Here is a 14,810-nt window from a genome sequence, read left to right on the forward strand (position 1 = left end):
CCTGCTCGGACCCGTCCTCGCGCCGGCGGATCGCCTTCGGAAACTGGCCGCGCACGCGCTTCAGATCGGCGAAGACGCGATAGCGCCCCTCGCCCTTGACCTGCTCCACGGCGGTCCGGAATGCGGCCTTGTAGTCGTACAAAACGAACAGCTCTGCTGGCGGCGAAAACTTGCCGCCTGATGCGCCGATCGGGCCGATTTGTCCATGAAACGGACCGGACAAATCGCCGCAAACCCTTAATTGATAATGGTTCTCAGTTTCCTTGCGCGTCGATCGCCGGCGCTCAACCCTTCGGCAATTCGTCCAGCTTGCCGCGCAGCATCTGCAGGATGGCCGAGAAGTCCCGGCCGCCGTAGCCGAGGCCGTTGAACATCTGGAACAGCGCCTCGGTCTGCGCCCCCAGCGGCGTGCTGGCCCCGACCTTGGCCGCCGCGTCCTGGGCCAGTTTCAGGTCCTTGAGCATCATCGCCGCCGCGAAGCCGCCATCGTAGTCGCGGTTCGACGGCGCGGTCGGCACCGGGCCCGGCCAGGGATAGTAGGTGGTCACGCTCCAGCTCTGGCCCGACGACTTGGCCACGATGTCGAACATCTTCACCGGATCGAGGCCCAGCTTCTCGGCCAGGCCGATGGCCTCGCAAGTGCCCAGCATGGTGATGCCGAGAATCATGTTGTTGCAGATCTTGGCCGCCTGCCCCGCCCCGTGATCGCCGGCCCGGAAGGTCGCGCGGCTCATCGGCTCCAGCGCCGCCTCGATGCGGGCGAAGTCCGGCTCGTCGCAGCCGACCATGAAGGCCAGGGTGCCCGCGTCCGCCGCCATGGTCCCGCCCGAGACCGGCGCGTCGGCGAAGGCGTAGCCCGCGTCCCTGGCCAGTCCGGCCACCTTGCGCGCCGTGTCGACGTCGATGGTCGAGCAGTCGAGCAGCAGGGCCGGGGTCGGCGCCGCGCCGAGTACCTGCTCCGAATAGACCTTCAGCACATGCGGCCCGGCCGGGAGCATGGTGATGACGACATCGGCGTCCTTCACCGCCTCGGCCACCGAGCCGACCGGGGCGCAGCCCGCCGCGGCGGCGCGGTCCAGCGCGGCCTGCGACAGGTCGAAGGCGAGGACGCGATGGCCGGCCTTCGCCTGGTTGGCGGCCATGCCCCCGCCCATGTTGCCGAGGCCGATGAAGGCGATGGTGTGGGTCATGGCGTCGTCTCCCGATGGCTTTGGCGGGAGGGTTAGCCGCTCGCCCGCGCCGTCGCCAGCGGCCAGGGCGGATTTTGATCAGCCCGGCTTGCGGAAGCGCAGCATGAACTGGCTGGTGCGCCCCCGGATCGAGGCGTCGAAGACGCTGGCGGTCAGCGGATCGGCGGGACTGGCCAGGACGTCGCTCTCGCCGTCCAGCACAAAGCCGGCGGCCAGCACCTCGCGCTTGACCGTCTCGATGTCGATGCGGTGCACCGTGTCGGCGGCCGTGAGCGGCGCGCCCGCCGCGGCGTGATGGTCGATGACGACATAGAGGCCGCCCGGCTTGAGGGCCTGAAACACGGCGGCGTTGACCCGGGCGGCGGTGTCGTCCGGCATGACGTTCAGATGCAGGTCGTGATAATTCTGGGCGGTGAAGACCAGATCCAGACCCGCGGGGAAGACCGGCGCGGCGATCGGCGAGCGGACGCCGTCCACATTGGGCAGGGCGTCGACCGCGGTCAGGCTCTCGCCATAGCTGGCCTGGAAGGCGATGAACTCGGCCGGCTGCCAGGCCGTGACGCGGCCCTCCGGACCGACGGCGGCGGAGAAGACGCGGGTGAAATAGCCGCCGCCGATGATCATGTCGGCGATCTTCTGCCCCGGCCGGACCCGGGCGAAGGCCAGGGTCTCGGCGGTATGCCGCGCCGCGTCGCGGGCGCGGTCGTCGGCGGGACGGGACGGGGTCGCGAGGGCTTCGGCGTAGTCCGCCGGCAGAAGCGCGGACGGCGCGCCCGCGCCGCCCATGCAGGCCGCCGAGGACAGGGCGAGGGCCGCCACGGCCGCGAGAATGACGGAACGGCGCATGAGATATCCTTTCCTGGGCGCCCGAGCAGCGCGGATGATGCAGGCCCGGCCGGTCTCAGCCGGGTTTGCGGAAGCGGTAGACGAACTGGTCGGTGCGGCCGCGGATGGCCTCGTCGAAGACATTGGTCGTGCGGTCGTCGGCCGGATTGGCCACGGCGGTCGATTCCCCGTCGAAGACAAAGCCCGCCGCCTCGACCTCGGCGCGCAGCGAGGCTCCCTCGATGCGGTGCAGGGTCAGGACCTCGCTGTGACCGGTTCCCGCCCGCCCGGCGTGGTCGATGACGATGAAGACGCCGCCGGGCTTCAGGGCGGCGAAGATCGCCCGGTTCATCCGCGCCACGTCGGTGTTGAAGGCCGGGATGTGAAAGTCGTGATATTCCTGGCTCATGAAGACCGCGTCGAGCGGCTCGGGGAAACTCATCGTATCGAGGTCGCCGTTCACGCGGGCGACGTTGGGATAGGCGGCGACCAGGGCGTCGGCCCGGCCGTTCTCGCGCTCGGCGGTGCGGTTGGGCACGAAGGCGTAGACCTTGCCCGTATCCCCGACGACACGGGCGAACAGGCGGGAGAAATAGCCGGCGCCGGGACGGATGTCGGCGATCCTCCAGCCCGGCGCGACGCCGGCGAAGGCCAGGATCCGGTCGGGATGGCGCAACGGATCGCGGGCGACCTCGTCGGCCGGGCGGAGCGGATCGGCGATGGCGGCGCGCTGCAGGTCGGCCAGGGCCAGGGCCTGGTAGGTCCGCGTCGCCTCGCGGTCGCCGCGGCCGGCCCAGGGTTCGGAGGCGCAGCCCGCCAACGACAGGGCGATGGCGGCGGCGAGCAGCGGCTTCAGCATGACGATCCCTCCAGCGGACGGCGAAGCTGAACGCCGGATCGCGGACGGATGCAAGACATCAGGCGATCGACGTCCATTCTTCGCCCGGCGGCAGGGGCGCGAACAGGGCGTCGAGGTCCTCGTCCGCGATCCCCGACAGCTCCGCCGGCGACCATCGCGGTGCATTGTCCTTGTCGACCACCACGGCGCGCACCCCTTCCTGGAAGTCGTGGGTGCGGACCACGCGGCCCCCGAGCCGGTATTCCATGGCCATGTTGGCGGCGAACGACGGCAGGGTCGCGCCGAGACGCAGCTGGCGCAGGGTGACCTTGAGCGACTGCGGCGACTTGGTCTTCAGCGTCGCCAGCTGGGCCAGGGCCCAGTCGGAGCCGTCGGCCTCGAGGGCGGCGAAAATGGCCTCGACCGTATCGAAGGCGAACAGCCGGTCGATGGCCTCACGATGGGGTCCGCTCGGGGCCGGCCCGGGATCGGCGGCGAAGCTGGCCGCGACGGCCTGGGGGTTGTCCGGATGAGCCGTCAGGGCGGCCTTCAGCGCCTCGACCCGTTCGGCCGGGACGAAATGCGAATGGATGCCCAGCGCCACGGTGTCCGCCGCCTTCAGTCGCGTCCCGGTCAGGGCCAGCCAGACGCCGGTCTGGCCCGGCAGGCGCGGCAGGAACCAGCCGCCGCCGACGTCGGGGAACAGGCCGATGCCGGTCTCGGGCATGGCGTAGGTGGTGCGTTCGGTGGCGATTCGGACGTCGGCCGGCTCGGAGATGCCGACGCCGCCGCCCATGACGATTCCGTCGACGATCGCCGTGACCGGCTTCGGATATTCGAACAGCAGATGGTTGAGCCGGTATTCGACCTTGAAGAAGGCCTTCGCCTCCGACGCGTCCCCCGCCCCGCTTTCGGCGATCATGCGGATGTCGCCGCCGGCGCAGAAGCCGCGCTCGCCGGCGTGGTCGATCAGGATGGACTGCACCCCGTCGTCCCCACGCCAGGCCGCCAACGCGTCGGTCATCGCCTCGCACATGGCGCGGTTCAGGGCGTGCAGCGCCTTCGGCCGGTTCAGGGTGATGTGGCCGACGCCGGATTCGACGCGGGTCAGGACTTCGGACTCAACCATGCCGCCGCTCTAGAAGGGCGAAGCGGGGCCGTCCAGCCTTCAACGCGTCGGCGTCACCGTCATGTCGTAGGGAATGAACAGGGCCAGTTCGAGCGGACCCGACTGACGCCAGGTGACGCGGTTCGACATCCCTTCGACCTGGACCGCATAGCCGTCGCCGAAGGTCGCGGCGGTCGTGCGCGCGTCGGCGGCGATGGCGGCGAGAATCGGCGCGCGGTACTGGGCCGGATTGACCACCGACAGCTGCCAGTCGCCCACCACGTCGGCCAGGGACCGGCCGACCGGGTCGACGCCCTCGACGAATTCCTCGATCCGTTCCGAGGCGGCGTCCAGGGTGTCGCCCTCGCGGATCGGGGTCTTGACCACCAGGCTGGCCACGCTGGTGTCGCTGCGGCCCGGGTCCATGCCCAGGGTCAGGGTCGAGACCATGTCCTCGGTCAGCGGAACCAGCGTCCCGTCATCCTCGATGCTCAGGTCGATGTCCTCGCGGCCGGCGGCGGCGCGGGCCATGGCGCGCAGGGTGCGGGTGATCTCGTCGCGCCGGCCCGGCGCGTCGCGGGTGTCGTTCACCACCCGCACGGCGACGATCAGATTGTCGGCCCGCCGTTCGAGCTGGATCACCGGAATGTCGTCCGGATCCCATTCGATGGCCCGCGAGCCCGTGACGATGATCTCGTCCATCCCGACGGCGTTCGACGCCTCCTGGGCGACGACTGGCGATGCGATCAGCGCCGCGGCCGCGGCGATCCGGAGCATTTTCATGGTGGTGGTCCTCCCGCCGCCACTATGAACCGGTCGCCGAACGCCGTCATCCGCTACTGGCGCAGCATCTCCCGCGCCGTGATCACCCGCATGATCTCGTTGGTGCCCTCGAGGATGCGGTGCACCCTCAGGTCGCGCACGATCCGCTCCAGCGGATAGTCCTTCAGATAGCCGTAACCGCCGTGCAGCTGCAGGGCCTCGTCGGCGATCTGGAAACAGGCGTCCGTGGTCATCCGCTTGGCCATGGCGCACCATTTGGTCTTCTCGGGGTGGTTGGTGTCGATGGCCCAGGCGCCGCGCAGCACCATCAGCCGACAGGCCTCCAGCTGGGTCGCCATGTCGGCCAGCTTGAACTGGGTATTCTGGAAGTCTGACAAGGGCTTGCCGAACTGCTTTCGCGTGGTGACGTAGGCCTGCGTCGTCTCCAGCGCCAGCCGGGCCCCGCCCAGCGAACAGGCCGCGATGTTCAGCCGCCCTCCGTCCAGACCCATCATGGCGTAGCGGAAGCCGTCACCCTCCTTGCCCAGCAGATTGGCCGCCGGAATGCGGCAGTCGTCGAAGGCGACGATGGCGGTGGGCTGGGAATTCCAGCCCATCTTCTTCTCCTGGGCGCCAAAGCTCAGGCCGGGGGCGTCCTTCTCGACCACGAAGGCGGAGATGCCTTTTGGACCGTCCGCCCCGGTGCGGGCCATGACGACATAGACGTCCGACGTCCCCGCCCCCGAGATGAAGGCCTTGGAGCCGTTCAGGACGTAGTGGTCGCCGTCCAGCCGCGCGGTGGTGCGCAGGCCCGCCGCGTCCGACCCCGAACCCGGCTCGGTCAGGCAGTAGCTGGCGATCTTCTCCATGGTCACCAGCGAGGGCACATAGCGGCCGCGCAGATCGTCGGAGCCGAACTTGTCGATCATCCACGTGGCCATGTTGTGGATGCTGATGAAGGCCGCCGTCGACACGTCGCCGCGCGACAGCTCCTCGAAAATCAGGGCCGCCTCGACGCGGCCCAGGGCCATGCCGCCGTGCTCCTCGCCCGTATAGATGCCACAGAAGCCCATCTCGGCGGCATGACGCATGACGTCGACCGGGAAATGCTTGGTCTCATCCCATTCGGCGCTGTGCGGGGCCAGTTCCGCCTCCGCGAACTGCCGGGCCGCGTCCTGGATGGCGCGCTGGTCGTCGTTGAGGGCGAAGTCCATGAAAGCTCCCGTCGCGTCGGCGGCCTCTGCCGGGCCGCTCGGCGTGCTTCTATCCAACCCCTCGCGCGGCGTCACCCTCACGCCCTTGCACGACCGATTTTGACGTACACAGGCGCCAGTATGCGCCCATGACCCATCAGCGCCTTGGATCCTCTCACCCGCGACGTTCGGTCCATCCGGACGCTTCGGACGCTTCGAACGCTTCGGACGGCGTTTTTGAAGTCCGATCCGCACGGTTCGGACGCATCGGACGCATCGGACAGTGTTTTTGAGGTCCGATCCGCACGCTTCGGACGCATCGGACGCTTCGGACCCTGTTTTCCCGAGCTCCCAACCCGCCTATGACCCCTGCATGACCCAGCCGTTCGCCCCCGCCGCCTTTCCCTACGCCCGCCCGCGCCGCCTGCGCTCGTCGCCCTGGGTGCGCCGGCTGGTCGCCGAGACCGTGCTGACGCCCGCCGACCTCGTCTGGCCGCTGATCGTCCACGACGGCGCCGAGGACCGGGTCCCGGTCGCCTCCATGCCCGGCGTCTTCCGCCTGTCGCCGACGGCCGCCGCCGAGGCCGCCGTCGAGGCCCGCGGCCTGGGCATTCCGGCCGTGGCCCTGTTCCCCAATGTCGACGGCGCCATCAAGGACGCCATCGGCTCCGGCGCGACGGACCCCGACGGCCTGATCCCGCTCTGCATCAAGGCCATCAAGGACGCCGCGCCGGAGATCGGGGTGATCACCGACGTGGCCCTGGACTGCTACACCGACCACGGCCACGACGGCGTGGTCGAGGACGGCCTCATCCTCAACGACGCCAGCCTCGAGCGGCTGGCAGAACAGGCCTTCATCCACGCCCACGCCGGCGCCGATGTGGTCGCCCCTTCGGATATGATGGACGGCCGCGTCCAGGCCATCCGCGAGGCGCTGGAGGCCAACGGCTTCCACGACACGCTGATCCTGTCCTACGCGGCCAAATACGCCTCAGCCTTCTACGGCCCCTATCGCGACGCCGTGGGCTCGGCGAAAGCGCTGACCGGCGACAAGAAGACCTACCAGATGGATTACGCCAATTCCGACGAGGCCCTGCGCGAGGTCGCCATGGACATCGCCGAGGGCGCCGACGCCGTCATGGTCAAGCCGGGGATGCTGTATCTCGATATCGTTCAGCGGGTTAGCGAGACTTTCAAAGTCCCCACCTTCGCCTACCAGGTGTCCGGCGAATACGCGATGATGCGGGCGGCCATGGCCAACGGCTGGCTCGAGGAAGACCGCGCCATTATCGAAAGCCTGCACGCCTTCAAGCGCGCGGGTTGCGCCGGGGTCCTGACCTATTTCGCGCCGCAGGCGGCGCGGTTGATGGGAGGCTAGTCTTCCGTCCGCGTCAGCAGGTCGACCAGATCGGCCTTCCAGAACGCCGCCCAGGTGTGGGTCCCGTGCCCCTTCCCGCCGGCGCTGTTGGGGATCAGGCGATAACGGACCCCGGCGATGCGCGGGACGAACTGCTCGGCCAGACCCAGCTCCGGCGGGTTGATGAAGTCGTCGGCCGAGTTGATCCAGGTCATCGGCGCGGTGATCCGCTCCAGCCCGGCCGAGGGATCGTAGTCGTGCGAGGCGTTGACCTGGTACCAGAGGTCGTTGGCGTCCAACGCCGGGATGCGTCGCGCCTGCTGCGCCGCCAGCCAGTCGTCGACCGCCGCCGGCGTCGCCAGATCCTGCTGCATGGCCATGGGCGCCGAGCCCGCCAGCAGCAGCAGATCCACGGCCGTACGCAGGCCCTCGACGGGCTGGGCCGCATAGTCGCCGCCGGCCCAGGCCGGATCGCTGCGGATCGCGTCCTTGAGCATGGTCCGCCACAGCCGGTTGCGGCCGACGATGGCGGTCGGTTGGCAGGCCATGGGCATCAGGGCGTCGGCGAAGTCCGGGTGCGCCTCGGCCCAGACGAAGATGTGCATGCAGCCCATCGACGTGCCCAGCATCAGCCGCACCCGGTCCACGCCCAGCCCGTCGACCAGCAGCCGCCGCTGCGCCTCGACCATGTCGGCGTAGCCGTACTCCGGGAACCCCGCCCGCAGACCGTCCGACGGCTTCGACGAGCCGCCATGGCCGAGGTTGTCCGGCATGACGATGTAGTAGCGCGCCGTATCCAGCGGCTGGCCCGGGCCGAACAGCTCGTTCGCGAACTGTGGCGACAGGAACTGGGCGCCGGTCCCGCCCGTGCCGTGCAGCACCAGGACGGCGTTCCCGACCCGGCCGTCGGCGCCGCGCCGCGGCTGGCCCAGAGTCCGGTAGTGCATGCGCAACTCCGGCAGGATCTGGCCCGACGCGAGGGTGAAGCCGGCGACGCTGAAGTCCCCTTCCGCCGGCGCGGGCTGGGCGGCGGCCACGGAGGACATCAGCAGGGCGGCGAGGCCGTACAGGGCCGGAACGAGGCGTTTCATTGCGTCAGGTCTCCATCGTCAGAGCGAGAGCCGTGCGGACCATCCGTCGAAGGCGACGTCGACATGGGCGGGCACGGCGGCCTTGAGGGCGTTGTAGTCGAGGTCGAGATGCAGATTGGTCAGCACAGCCCGCTTCACCCCGGCCCGGACGATCCAGTCCAGGGTCTTGTCGACATGGGCGTGGGTCGGATGGGGCGTCCAGCGCAGGGCGTCGACGATCCACAGATCGCAGCCGCTCACGGCCTCGATGGCGGCCTCGTCGAGGTCGGAGACATCGCTGGAATAGGCCACGGGCCCGATGCGGTAGCCGACCGAGCGGATCGGCCCGTGGGCCTGGTCGAAAGTGACGACAGGAACCTCTCCGCCCGCGCCGTCGACGGTCCAGGGCAGCCCGTGCGGCGGGAGCGGCATCTCGTCGAGAATGGCGGGATAGCCTTCCTGGCTTTTGAAAATATAGGGAAACCGGCCCGTCAGGGCCTCGCGCGTCGCGGGGTCCATCCAGGCCGGAATGCGCCGTCGCGCATGCATGGCGAAGACGCGCAGATCATCGATCCCATGGACCTGGTCGGCGTGGTCGTGGGTGTAGAGCACGGCGTCGACATGCCGGACCCCGGCGGTCAGCATCTGGGCCCTCAGGTCGGGCGAGGTGTCGATCAGCACGCTCGTCACGCCGTCCGGCCCGTACCGGCGCACCAGCAGCGAACAGCGGGTGCGGTAGTTCCTGGGCTCGGCCGGATCGCAGGCGCCCCAGTCGCCGTCCCCGCGCGGCACGCCTCCGGACGAGCCGCAGCCGAGAATGACGACTTCCAGCTCGCCGGTCGCGCTCACGCCCCCTCCGGTCGGGGGATGCGATCGAACAGGGCGAAGAAGGCGTCGGTGGTGCGCGCCTCGGCCTCCTCCCGGCTCCAGCCCCGGATCTCGGCCAGCTTGTCCAGCACGTGGACCACATACGCCGGCTCGTTGCGCCGCCCTCGATGCGGCATGGGCGCCAGGTACGGGCAATCGGTCTCGACGATGATCCGGTCCGCCGGCATGGCCGCCACGATCTCGCGCACCTCGTTCGCCGCCTTGAAGGTGGCGATGCCGGACACCGAGAACCACGCCCCCAGTTCCGCTGCCTTTTCCGCCAGTTCCGGTTCACTGGTGTAGCAATGCATGAGAAACCGGAACGGGCCGTCGGCTTGCTCCTCGGCCAGGATGGCGGCCATGACGTCGTCGGCCTGGCGGGTATGCACGACCAGCGGCAGGCCCGTGCGACGCGCGGCCTCGATATGCGTCCGGAACACCGCCGCCTGCACCTCGCGGGGGCTGAGGTCGTAGTGGAAATCCAGCCCGCACTCGCCGATCCCGACCACCCGCGGCCGTCCCGCCAACCCGACCAGCCGGTCGGCGGTCAGGTCAACGTGGTCCTTCGCCTCGTGCGGATGGGCCCCCACCGTGCACCAGATGTCGTCGTGCGCCATAGCCAGGCCGTGGGTGGCCTCGAAGGTCGACAGCCTGTCCGAAATCTCGACCATCAGCCCGACGCCGGCCTCGCGCGCCCGCGCGATGACGACGTCCCGGTCCTCGTCGAACTGGGGCGCGTGCAGGTTGACGTGGCTGTCGATGATCATCCGCCGCCCGCCTTGACCCGCTGCAGATCGGCCAAGGCCCCGGACAGGACGTCGGCCCGGTCCAGGTTGATGGCGGCGGCGCGGTCGGGCAGTTCGGACAGCCGGCTCCAAAGTTCGGCCCAGCGCGCGCCGGACGCCCCCTCCTCCAGCGCCCTGACCTTCACCGCCGCGATCAGCCGGTCCATCAGGGTCTCGAACCGCTCCTGCCCCTCGGCGCCGCGGAATTTGTCGGCGGCGGCCATGACCTCGGCGCGATCGACCGCCGGGGCCGCGACCCAGGCCTGGGCCAGTTGATCGGCCTCCAGCGTCATGCCCGACGCCAGCGCCAGCGCCCGGCCCGGCGACCCCCCGGCCATGCCGGCGATGCGCGCGGCCTCGGCCGACGACACGCCGGCGCCGTTCCGCACCAGATCCTCGAGCGCGTGCAAGGGCCACACCGGAAAGGCGAGGCGGCGGCAGCGCGAGCGGATCGTGGCCAGCAGCCGGCCCGGCGCATGAGCGACGAGGAACAGCACGCCCCGCTCCGGCGGCTCCTCAAGAACCTTGAGCAAGGCGTTGGCGGCGTTCAGATTCAGGTCGTCGGCTGCGTCGATGATGGCGACACGATAGCGGGCCTGCGAGAGGCTCTTGGAGAAGAACTCCGGGAGCTCACGGGCCTGATCGACGGAGATCGACTTCTTGGTCTTGCCGCCCTCTACGGCGCGCTCCAGCACCAGCAGATCGGGGTGGGACCGGGCCGTCACCAGTCGTGCGACGGGGTCGTCCGGGCTGGTCCCCAGAGGCCCGCGCGACGGATCGGGCGCGGCGCCCAGCAGGCGACGGGCGGCGCGAAAGGCGAAGGTCGCCTTGCCCGAGCCCTCGACCCCGCACAACAGCCAGGCATGGTGCAGCCGGCCTTTGTCGAAGGCGTCGAGGAAGACCGCCTCCGCGGCGGCGTCGGGGACCAGGTCGAAACGGTCGCGGGCGTGGTCGCTCACGGCAGCCGCGCCCCGACCGCCGCCCACACGCGGGCGGCCACCGCATCCTGGTCGCCGTCGGCGTCGATGATGACGCAACGTTCGGGATGGCGGGCCGCGATATCGAGGAAGCCGCGCCGGAGCCGCTCGTGGAATTCCAGTCCCTTGGACTCGAACCGGGTCTCGAACAGGCCGCGTCCGAAGGCCCGTTCCAGCCCAACCTCGACCGGCAGGTCGAACACCAGGGTCAGGTCCGGCTGGGTCGCGCCCACGATGGCGGCGTCCAGACTCTCGATAAAGTCCGCGGGCGTGCCGCCGCCGGCGCCCTGGTACGCCCGGCTCGAATCGGCGAACCGGTCGCAGACCACCCAGCGGCCGGCCTCCAGCGCGGGTCGGATGGTGCGCTCGAGATGGTCCGACCGGGCGGCGAACATCAGCAGGGTCTCGGTCATCGCCGACCAGCGCCCGGCGTCGCCGTTCAGGGCGATGGCGCGGATGTCCTCGGCCCCCGGCGAGCCGCCGGGCTCGCGGGTCTGCACCACTTCGAGGTCCAGCGCGCGCAGCCGTTCGACCAGGCGCGCCGCCTGGGTCGATTTGCCGGTTCCCTCGCCGCCCTCGAAGGTGATGAATCTGCCCTGGGTCACCGGCGCACAATGGCGACGGCGGGCGATCAAGCAAGCCTCAGCGCGCCGATATCAACAGGGCGTCGGCGTAACCGCGCGCGATCACCGCCTGCCGCGAGCGCTCGGCGGCGTTGGGGTCAGGCCACGGACCGACCAGGACGCGGAACAGGCCGTCGCCCATGGCGACATCGACGGTGGCGCGTTCACCCAGCTGGTCGGCGACCCGCCGCGCCGCGCGGCGGTCGGAAAAGGCCCCGGCCTGGATCCAGAAGGCTCCGGACGCGGCCTCCGGAGCGGGACCCCGGGCAGGCGGACTCGCCTCGGCGTATCGCAGCGTCGTTCCGCCGCCCAGACGCGGCGCGCGGCCCAGGTACCGCACCCGCACCTCGCCCACGCCGGCGGACAACATCCCCAGCGCTTCCGCGGCGCCGCGCGAAAGATCGATGATCCGCCCGTCCACGAACGGCCCGCGGTCATTGACCCGGGCGACGATGCGCCGCCCGTTGGCGAGATTGGTGACCTCGACCAGGCCCGGCAGCGGCAGGGTCTTGTGGGCCGCGGTCAGGGCGTTCATGTCGAACCGCTCGCCCGTCGCCGTGGGACGGCCGTGGTGGGCGTCGCCGTACCAGGACGCCATGCCGGTTTCGTCGTAGCCGGGCTGTTCCGCCGGCTGATACCAACGTCCCCGGATCTGATAGGCGCGCATCGTCCCCGGGACGACGGGCGCCGGATCCGTCACGACGGGCAAGCGCCCACCGTCCGGCCGGGCCACGCCCGCGCAGGCCGCCAGCAGCGTCAGCAGGATCGCGGCCTGCGCGCCTTTCAACACTCTCGCCGGAAGTCCCGCAGCCATGGCCCGCCCCTGAAGGCCCCCAGAATGGCGCCGGACATTTCCGCTTTGGTTAACGCCGCGTTTGGCGCTATGCGGCCAGTCCGCTCGATGAGCACGGACAGGTGGCCGAGTGGTTTAAGGCAGCGGTCTTGAAAACCGCCGTGGGTGAAAGCCCACCGTGGGTTCGAATCCCACCCTGTCCGCCAGCATCGGGCTAGCCGAACCGCTCGATCCGGAACGGCGTCAGATCGACCGACGGCTCGGCGCCCGTCGCCAGCGCCGCCGTCAGCTCCGCGGTGACCGCCGCCATGGTCAGGCCCAGGTGCTGGTGGCCGAAGGCGTAGAGGATGCGCGGATCCCGCTCCAGCCGACCGATGGCGGGCAGATAGTCCGGCAGTGTGGGTCGCGGCCCGACCCAGCGGTCCGGACCGGGTGAGAAGCAAATGCCGAGGTCGACCAGCCGCTGCTCCAGATAGCGCCATTTGCGCGGATCGCCCGGCGCGTCGGGCGATCCGAACTCGACGAAGCTGGACGCCCGCAGGCCGCTCGTGAACCGCGACACCACCATCGAATGCTCCTCGAACACCGTCGGCGGCAGGGCCGCGTCCCAGCCGTGCTCGGCGCTCTGCACCGAATAGCCGCGCTCGCCGATCACCGGTGCCTCTGCGCCGAGGTCTCGCATCAGCCGCCCCGCCCACGCCCCGGCCGCGACCAGCGCGCCCTCGGCCTCGTGCACGCCGCCGCCGTCGAGGTGGGCGGTCACACGGTCCCCGGTCGCCAGGCGGGCTACCCGGGCATGGATGACTTCTCCGCCGTGCGACCGGAAGGCGGCCATCAGGGCGTCGCGAGCGGCCTGGGGTTCGCTGACCTGGGCGGTGCCGGAAAAACGAATGCCGGCGACGGGCGCGCGGGTCATCACAGAGGCATAGGGCGCGAGGTCGTCAGGCCTCATCGACTGAAAGGCGGCGCTGCCCGTCGCCGCCCGTTCCCAACCCTTGAGGCCCTTCTCGGCCGCCCGCTCCGACATCCAGACCACCGCATGCCCGTCACGGCCGACGACGTCCGGGGCGCCTGAAAACTCCGCCAACCGCCGCCACGCCGGCAGGGCATGGGCGAGGATAGCAGTCAGGGCCGCCTGCCCCGCGGCATGCCGCGCCGGATCCGAGGCGGCGATGAACCGCAGCGCCCAGGGCCCCCAGAGGCCGACGTCCCGCCAGCGGAAGTCCAGCGGACCGCCGAGGCCGAACAGACGCCCCGGAAAAGTCCGCAGGCTCTCCCGCGACGCCAGGGGAGACACCTGTTCGGCCGCGATATGGCCGATGTTGCCGAACGAGGCGGCGCGGCGCGGATCGCCCGGGTCGATCAGGGTCACGCCGAAGCCCGCCGCCTGCAGCCGCAGCGCCGAGGCGGCCCCGACCAGGCCGCCGCCGATAACGAGATAGGACTTCGGCTGCATCGGACTCCCGTTGCCTCGACCTCAGGATCGTATACGGTAATGACTTAAGCTGTTGGAAGCGAGGACCCGATGTCGATTTCCTGGGAGGGCGTGATCCCCGCCGCCACCACGCAGTTCGCGGCGGATTTCTCGATCGATTTCGACTCCACCGCCGCTGTGCAGGACGGCTTGATCCGCGACGGCGTCCACGGTCTGATCGTCATGGGCACCGTGGGCGAGAACAACTCGCTCGACGCCGATGAGAAGCGCGCCATGCTCGCGGCGACAGTGAAGACTGTGGCCGGGCGCGTGCCGGTGATCGCCGGGGTGGCCGAGCTGGACACCCGCCGCGCCGCCGCCTTCGCCCGCGACGCCGAGGCCATCGGCGCCGACGGCCTGATGGTTCTGCCGGCCATGGTCTATGTGCCGACCCAGGCCGAGCTGGCCGCCCATTTCCGCACCGTGGCCGAGGCGACCGGCCTGCCGATCATGCTCTACAACAACCCGCCCGCCTATCGGGTCAGCATCGGCTTCGAGGCCCTACACGCCCTGTCGGACCTGCCCAATGTCGTGGCCCTCAAGGAGAGCGCGCCCGACACCCGCCGCTTCACCGACCTGCTGAACGAGTTCGGCGACCGCTACGTCCTGTTCGCCGGCCTCGACGACGTGGCGCTGGAAGGGCTGACGCTGGGCGCCCGCGGATGGGTCTCGGGCCTGACCAACGCCTTCCCGAAAGAATCCCTCGCGCTTTGGGAGGCCTTCAAGCGCGGCAACATGGAGACGGCCCTCGCCATCTACCGCTGGTTCATGCCCCTGCTGCATCTCGACGCCGATCATGACCTGGTCCAGTCGATCAAGCTGGCCGAGCAGATCATGGGCCGGGGCCACGAACGGGTCCGCCCGCCGCGCCACCCGCTGGTCGGCGCCCGGCGCGCCGAGGTCGTCGCCATGGTCGAGAAGGCCGCCGCCACGCGCCCGGTCCTGTAG

General features: G+C 70.2%; 15 protein-coding genes, 1 tRNA gene and 1 pseudogene. 3 read left to right on the forward strand and 14 right to left on the reverse strand.

What is annotated here, in order from left to right:
* The 7 genes and pseudogenes from Q8Q71_RS15600 to Q8Q71_RS15630 all read right to left on the reverse strand — a co-directional run.
* A pseudogene (locus tag Q8Q71_RS15600) lies at nt 1-142 on the reverse strand (5-aminolevulinate synthase); the annotation flags it as partial.
* Nucleotides 143-284: 142 nt separating this feature from the next.
* Nucleotides 285-1,256: a 3-hydroxyisobutyrate dehydrogenase gene (gene mmsB / locus Q8Q71_RS15605; RefSeq protein ID WP_305760605.1), complete on the reverse strand. Its 972-nt coding sequence runs from the start codon at nt 1,254-1,256 to the stop codon at nt 285-287.
* Between the two features lie 12 nt (nt 1,257-1,268).
* Nucleotides 1,269-2,036: a class I SAM-dependent methyltransferase gene (locus tag Q8Q71_RS15610; protein ID WP_305760521.1), complete on the reverse strand. Its 768-nt coding sequence runs from the start codon at nt 2,034-2,036 to the stop codon at nt 1,269-1,271.
* 55 nt (nt 2,037-2,091) lie between these two features.
* Nucleotides 2,092-2,874 carry a class I SAM-dependent methyltransferase gene (locus Q8Q71_RS15615; protein ID WP_305760522.1) on the reverse strand — a complete coding sequence of 261 codons (783 nt, stop codon included), beginning with the start codon at nt 2,872-2,874 and terminating at the stop codon, nt 2,092-2,094.
* A gap of 58 nt (nt 2,875-2,932) precedes the next feature.
* Nucleotides 2,933-3,982 (reverse strand): enoyl-CoA hydratase/isomerase family protein, encoded by a 1,050-nt coding sequence (locus Q8Q71_RS15620; protein ID WP_305760523.1) that lies wholly within the window; start codon nt 3,980-3,982, stop codon nt 2,933-2,935.
* 39 nt (nt 3,983-4,021) lie between these two features.
* Nucleotides 4,022-4,744: a hypothetical protein gene (locus tag Q8Q71_RS15625; protein WP_305760524.1), complete on the reverse strand. Its 723-nt coding sequence runs from the start codon at nt 4,742-4,744 to the stop codon at nt 4,022-4,024.
* Between the two features lie 53 nt (nt 4,745-4,797).
* Nucleotides 4,798-5,937, reverse strand: a complete 1,140-nt coding sequence (locus Q8Q71_RS15630) for an isobutyryl-CoA dehydrogenase (protein ID WP_305760525.1) — start codon at nt 5,935-5,937, stop codon at nt 4,798-4,800.
* 352 nt (nt 5,938-6,289) lie between these two features.
* Between Q8Q71_RS15630 and hemB the strand changes: the two genes are divergently transcribed.
* The gene (gene hemB / locus Q8Q71_RS15635) at nt 6,290-7,294 is read left to right on the forward strand and encodes a porphobilinogen synthase (RefSeq protein WP_305760526.1); all 1,005 of its coding nucleotides are present in this window, start codon (nt 6,290-6,292) and stop codon (nt 7,292-7,294) included.
* On the opposite strand, the gene Q8Q71_RS15640 is transcribed toward hemB, so the two are convergent.
* Genes Q8Q71_RS15640 through Q8Q71_RS15665 form a run of 6 tightly spaced genes read right to left on the reverse strand, consistent with a single transcriptional unit; the run spans nt 7,291 to nt 12,409 of the window.
* The gene (locus Q8Q71_RS15640; RefSeq protein WP_305760527.1) at nt 7,291-8,364 is read right to left on the reverse strand and encodes an alpha/beta fold hydrolase; all 1,074 of its coding nucleotides are present in this window, start codon (nt 8,362-8,364) and stop codon (nt 7,291-7,293) included. The genes hemB and Q8Q71_RS15640 overlap by 4 nt on opposite strands.
* A gap of 18 nt (nt 8,365-8,382) precedes the next feature.
* Complete coding sequence (locus tag Q8Q71_RS15645; protein WP_305760528.1) at nt 8,383-9,192, reverse strand: MBL fold metallo-hydrolase; 810 nt, start codon at nt 9,190-9,192, stop codon at nt 8,383-8,385.
* A complete protein-coding gene (locus tag Q8Q71_RS15650) occupies nt 9,189-9,977 on the reverse strand; it encodes a TatD family hydrolase (RefSeq protein WP_305760529.1) in 789 nt (262 codons plus the stop codon). The genes Q8Q71_RS15645 and Q8Q71_RS15650 overlap by 4 nt, the downstream gene beginning before the upstream one ends.
* Nucleotides 9,974-10,954, reverse strand: a complete 981-nt coding sequence (locus Q8Q71_RS15655; RefSeq protein WP_305760530.1) for a DNA polymerase III subunit delta' — start codon at nt 10,952-10,954, stop codon at nt 9,974-9,976. The genes Q8Q71_RS15650 and Q8Q71_RS15655 overlap by 4 nt, the downstream gene beginning before the upstream one ends.
* Nucleotides 10,951-11,577, reverse strand: a complete 627-nt coding sequence (gene tmk / locus Q8Q71_RS15660; protein ID WP_305760531.1) for a dTMP kinase — start codon at nt 11,575-11,577, stop codon at nt 10,951-10,953. Before tmk ends, Q8Q71_RS15655 begins: the two co-directional genes overlap by 4 nt.
* A 37-nt stretch (nt 11,578-11,614) precedes the next feature.
* Nucleotides 11,615-12,409 carry a septal ring lytic transglycosylase RlpA family protein gene (locus Q8Q71_RS15665; protein WP_305760532.1) on the reverse strand — a complete coding sequence of 265 codons (795 nt, stop codon included), beginning with the start codon at nt 12,407-12,409 and terminating at the stop codon, nt 11,615-11,617.
* A 95-nt stretch (nt 12,410-12,504) separates the two neighbouring features.
* Between Q8Q71_RS15665 and Q8Q71_RS15670 the strand changes: the two genes are divergently transcribed.
* Nucleotides 12,505-12,594, forward strand: a tRNA-Ser gene (locus tag Q8Q71_RS15670).
* 8 nt (nt 12,595-12,602) lie between these two features.
* Here Q8Q71_RS15670 and Q8Q71_RS15675 read toward each other — a convergent pair.
* Nucleotides 12,603-13,844: an FAD-binding oxidoreductase gene (locus tag Q8Q71_RS15675; protein WP_305760533.1), complete on the reverse strand. Its 1,242-nt coding sequence runs from the start codon at nt 13,842-13,844 to the stop codon at nt 12,603-12,605.
* Nucleotides 13,845-13,913: 69 nt separating this feature from the next.
* Between Q8Q71_RS15675 and Q8Q71_RS15680 the strand changes: the two genes are divergently transcribed.
* Nucleotides 13,914-14,810 (forward strand): dihydrodipicolinate synthase family protein, encoded by an 897-nt coding sequence (locus tag Q8Q71_RS15680; RefSeq protein ID WP_305760534.1) that lies wholly within the window; start codon nt 13,914-13,916, stop codon nt 14,808-14,810.

This window comes from Brevundimonas sp., assembly GCF_030704825.1.
GTDB lineage: Bacteria > Pseudomonadota > Alphaproteobacteria > Caulobacterales > Caulobacteraceae > Brevundimonas.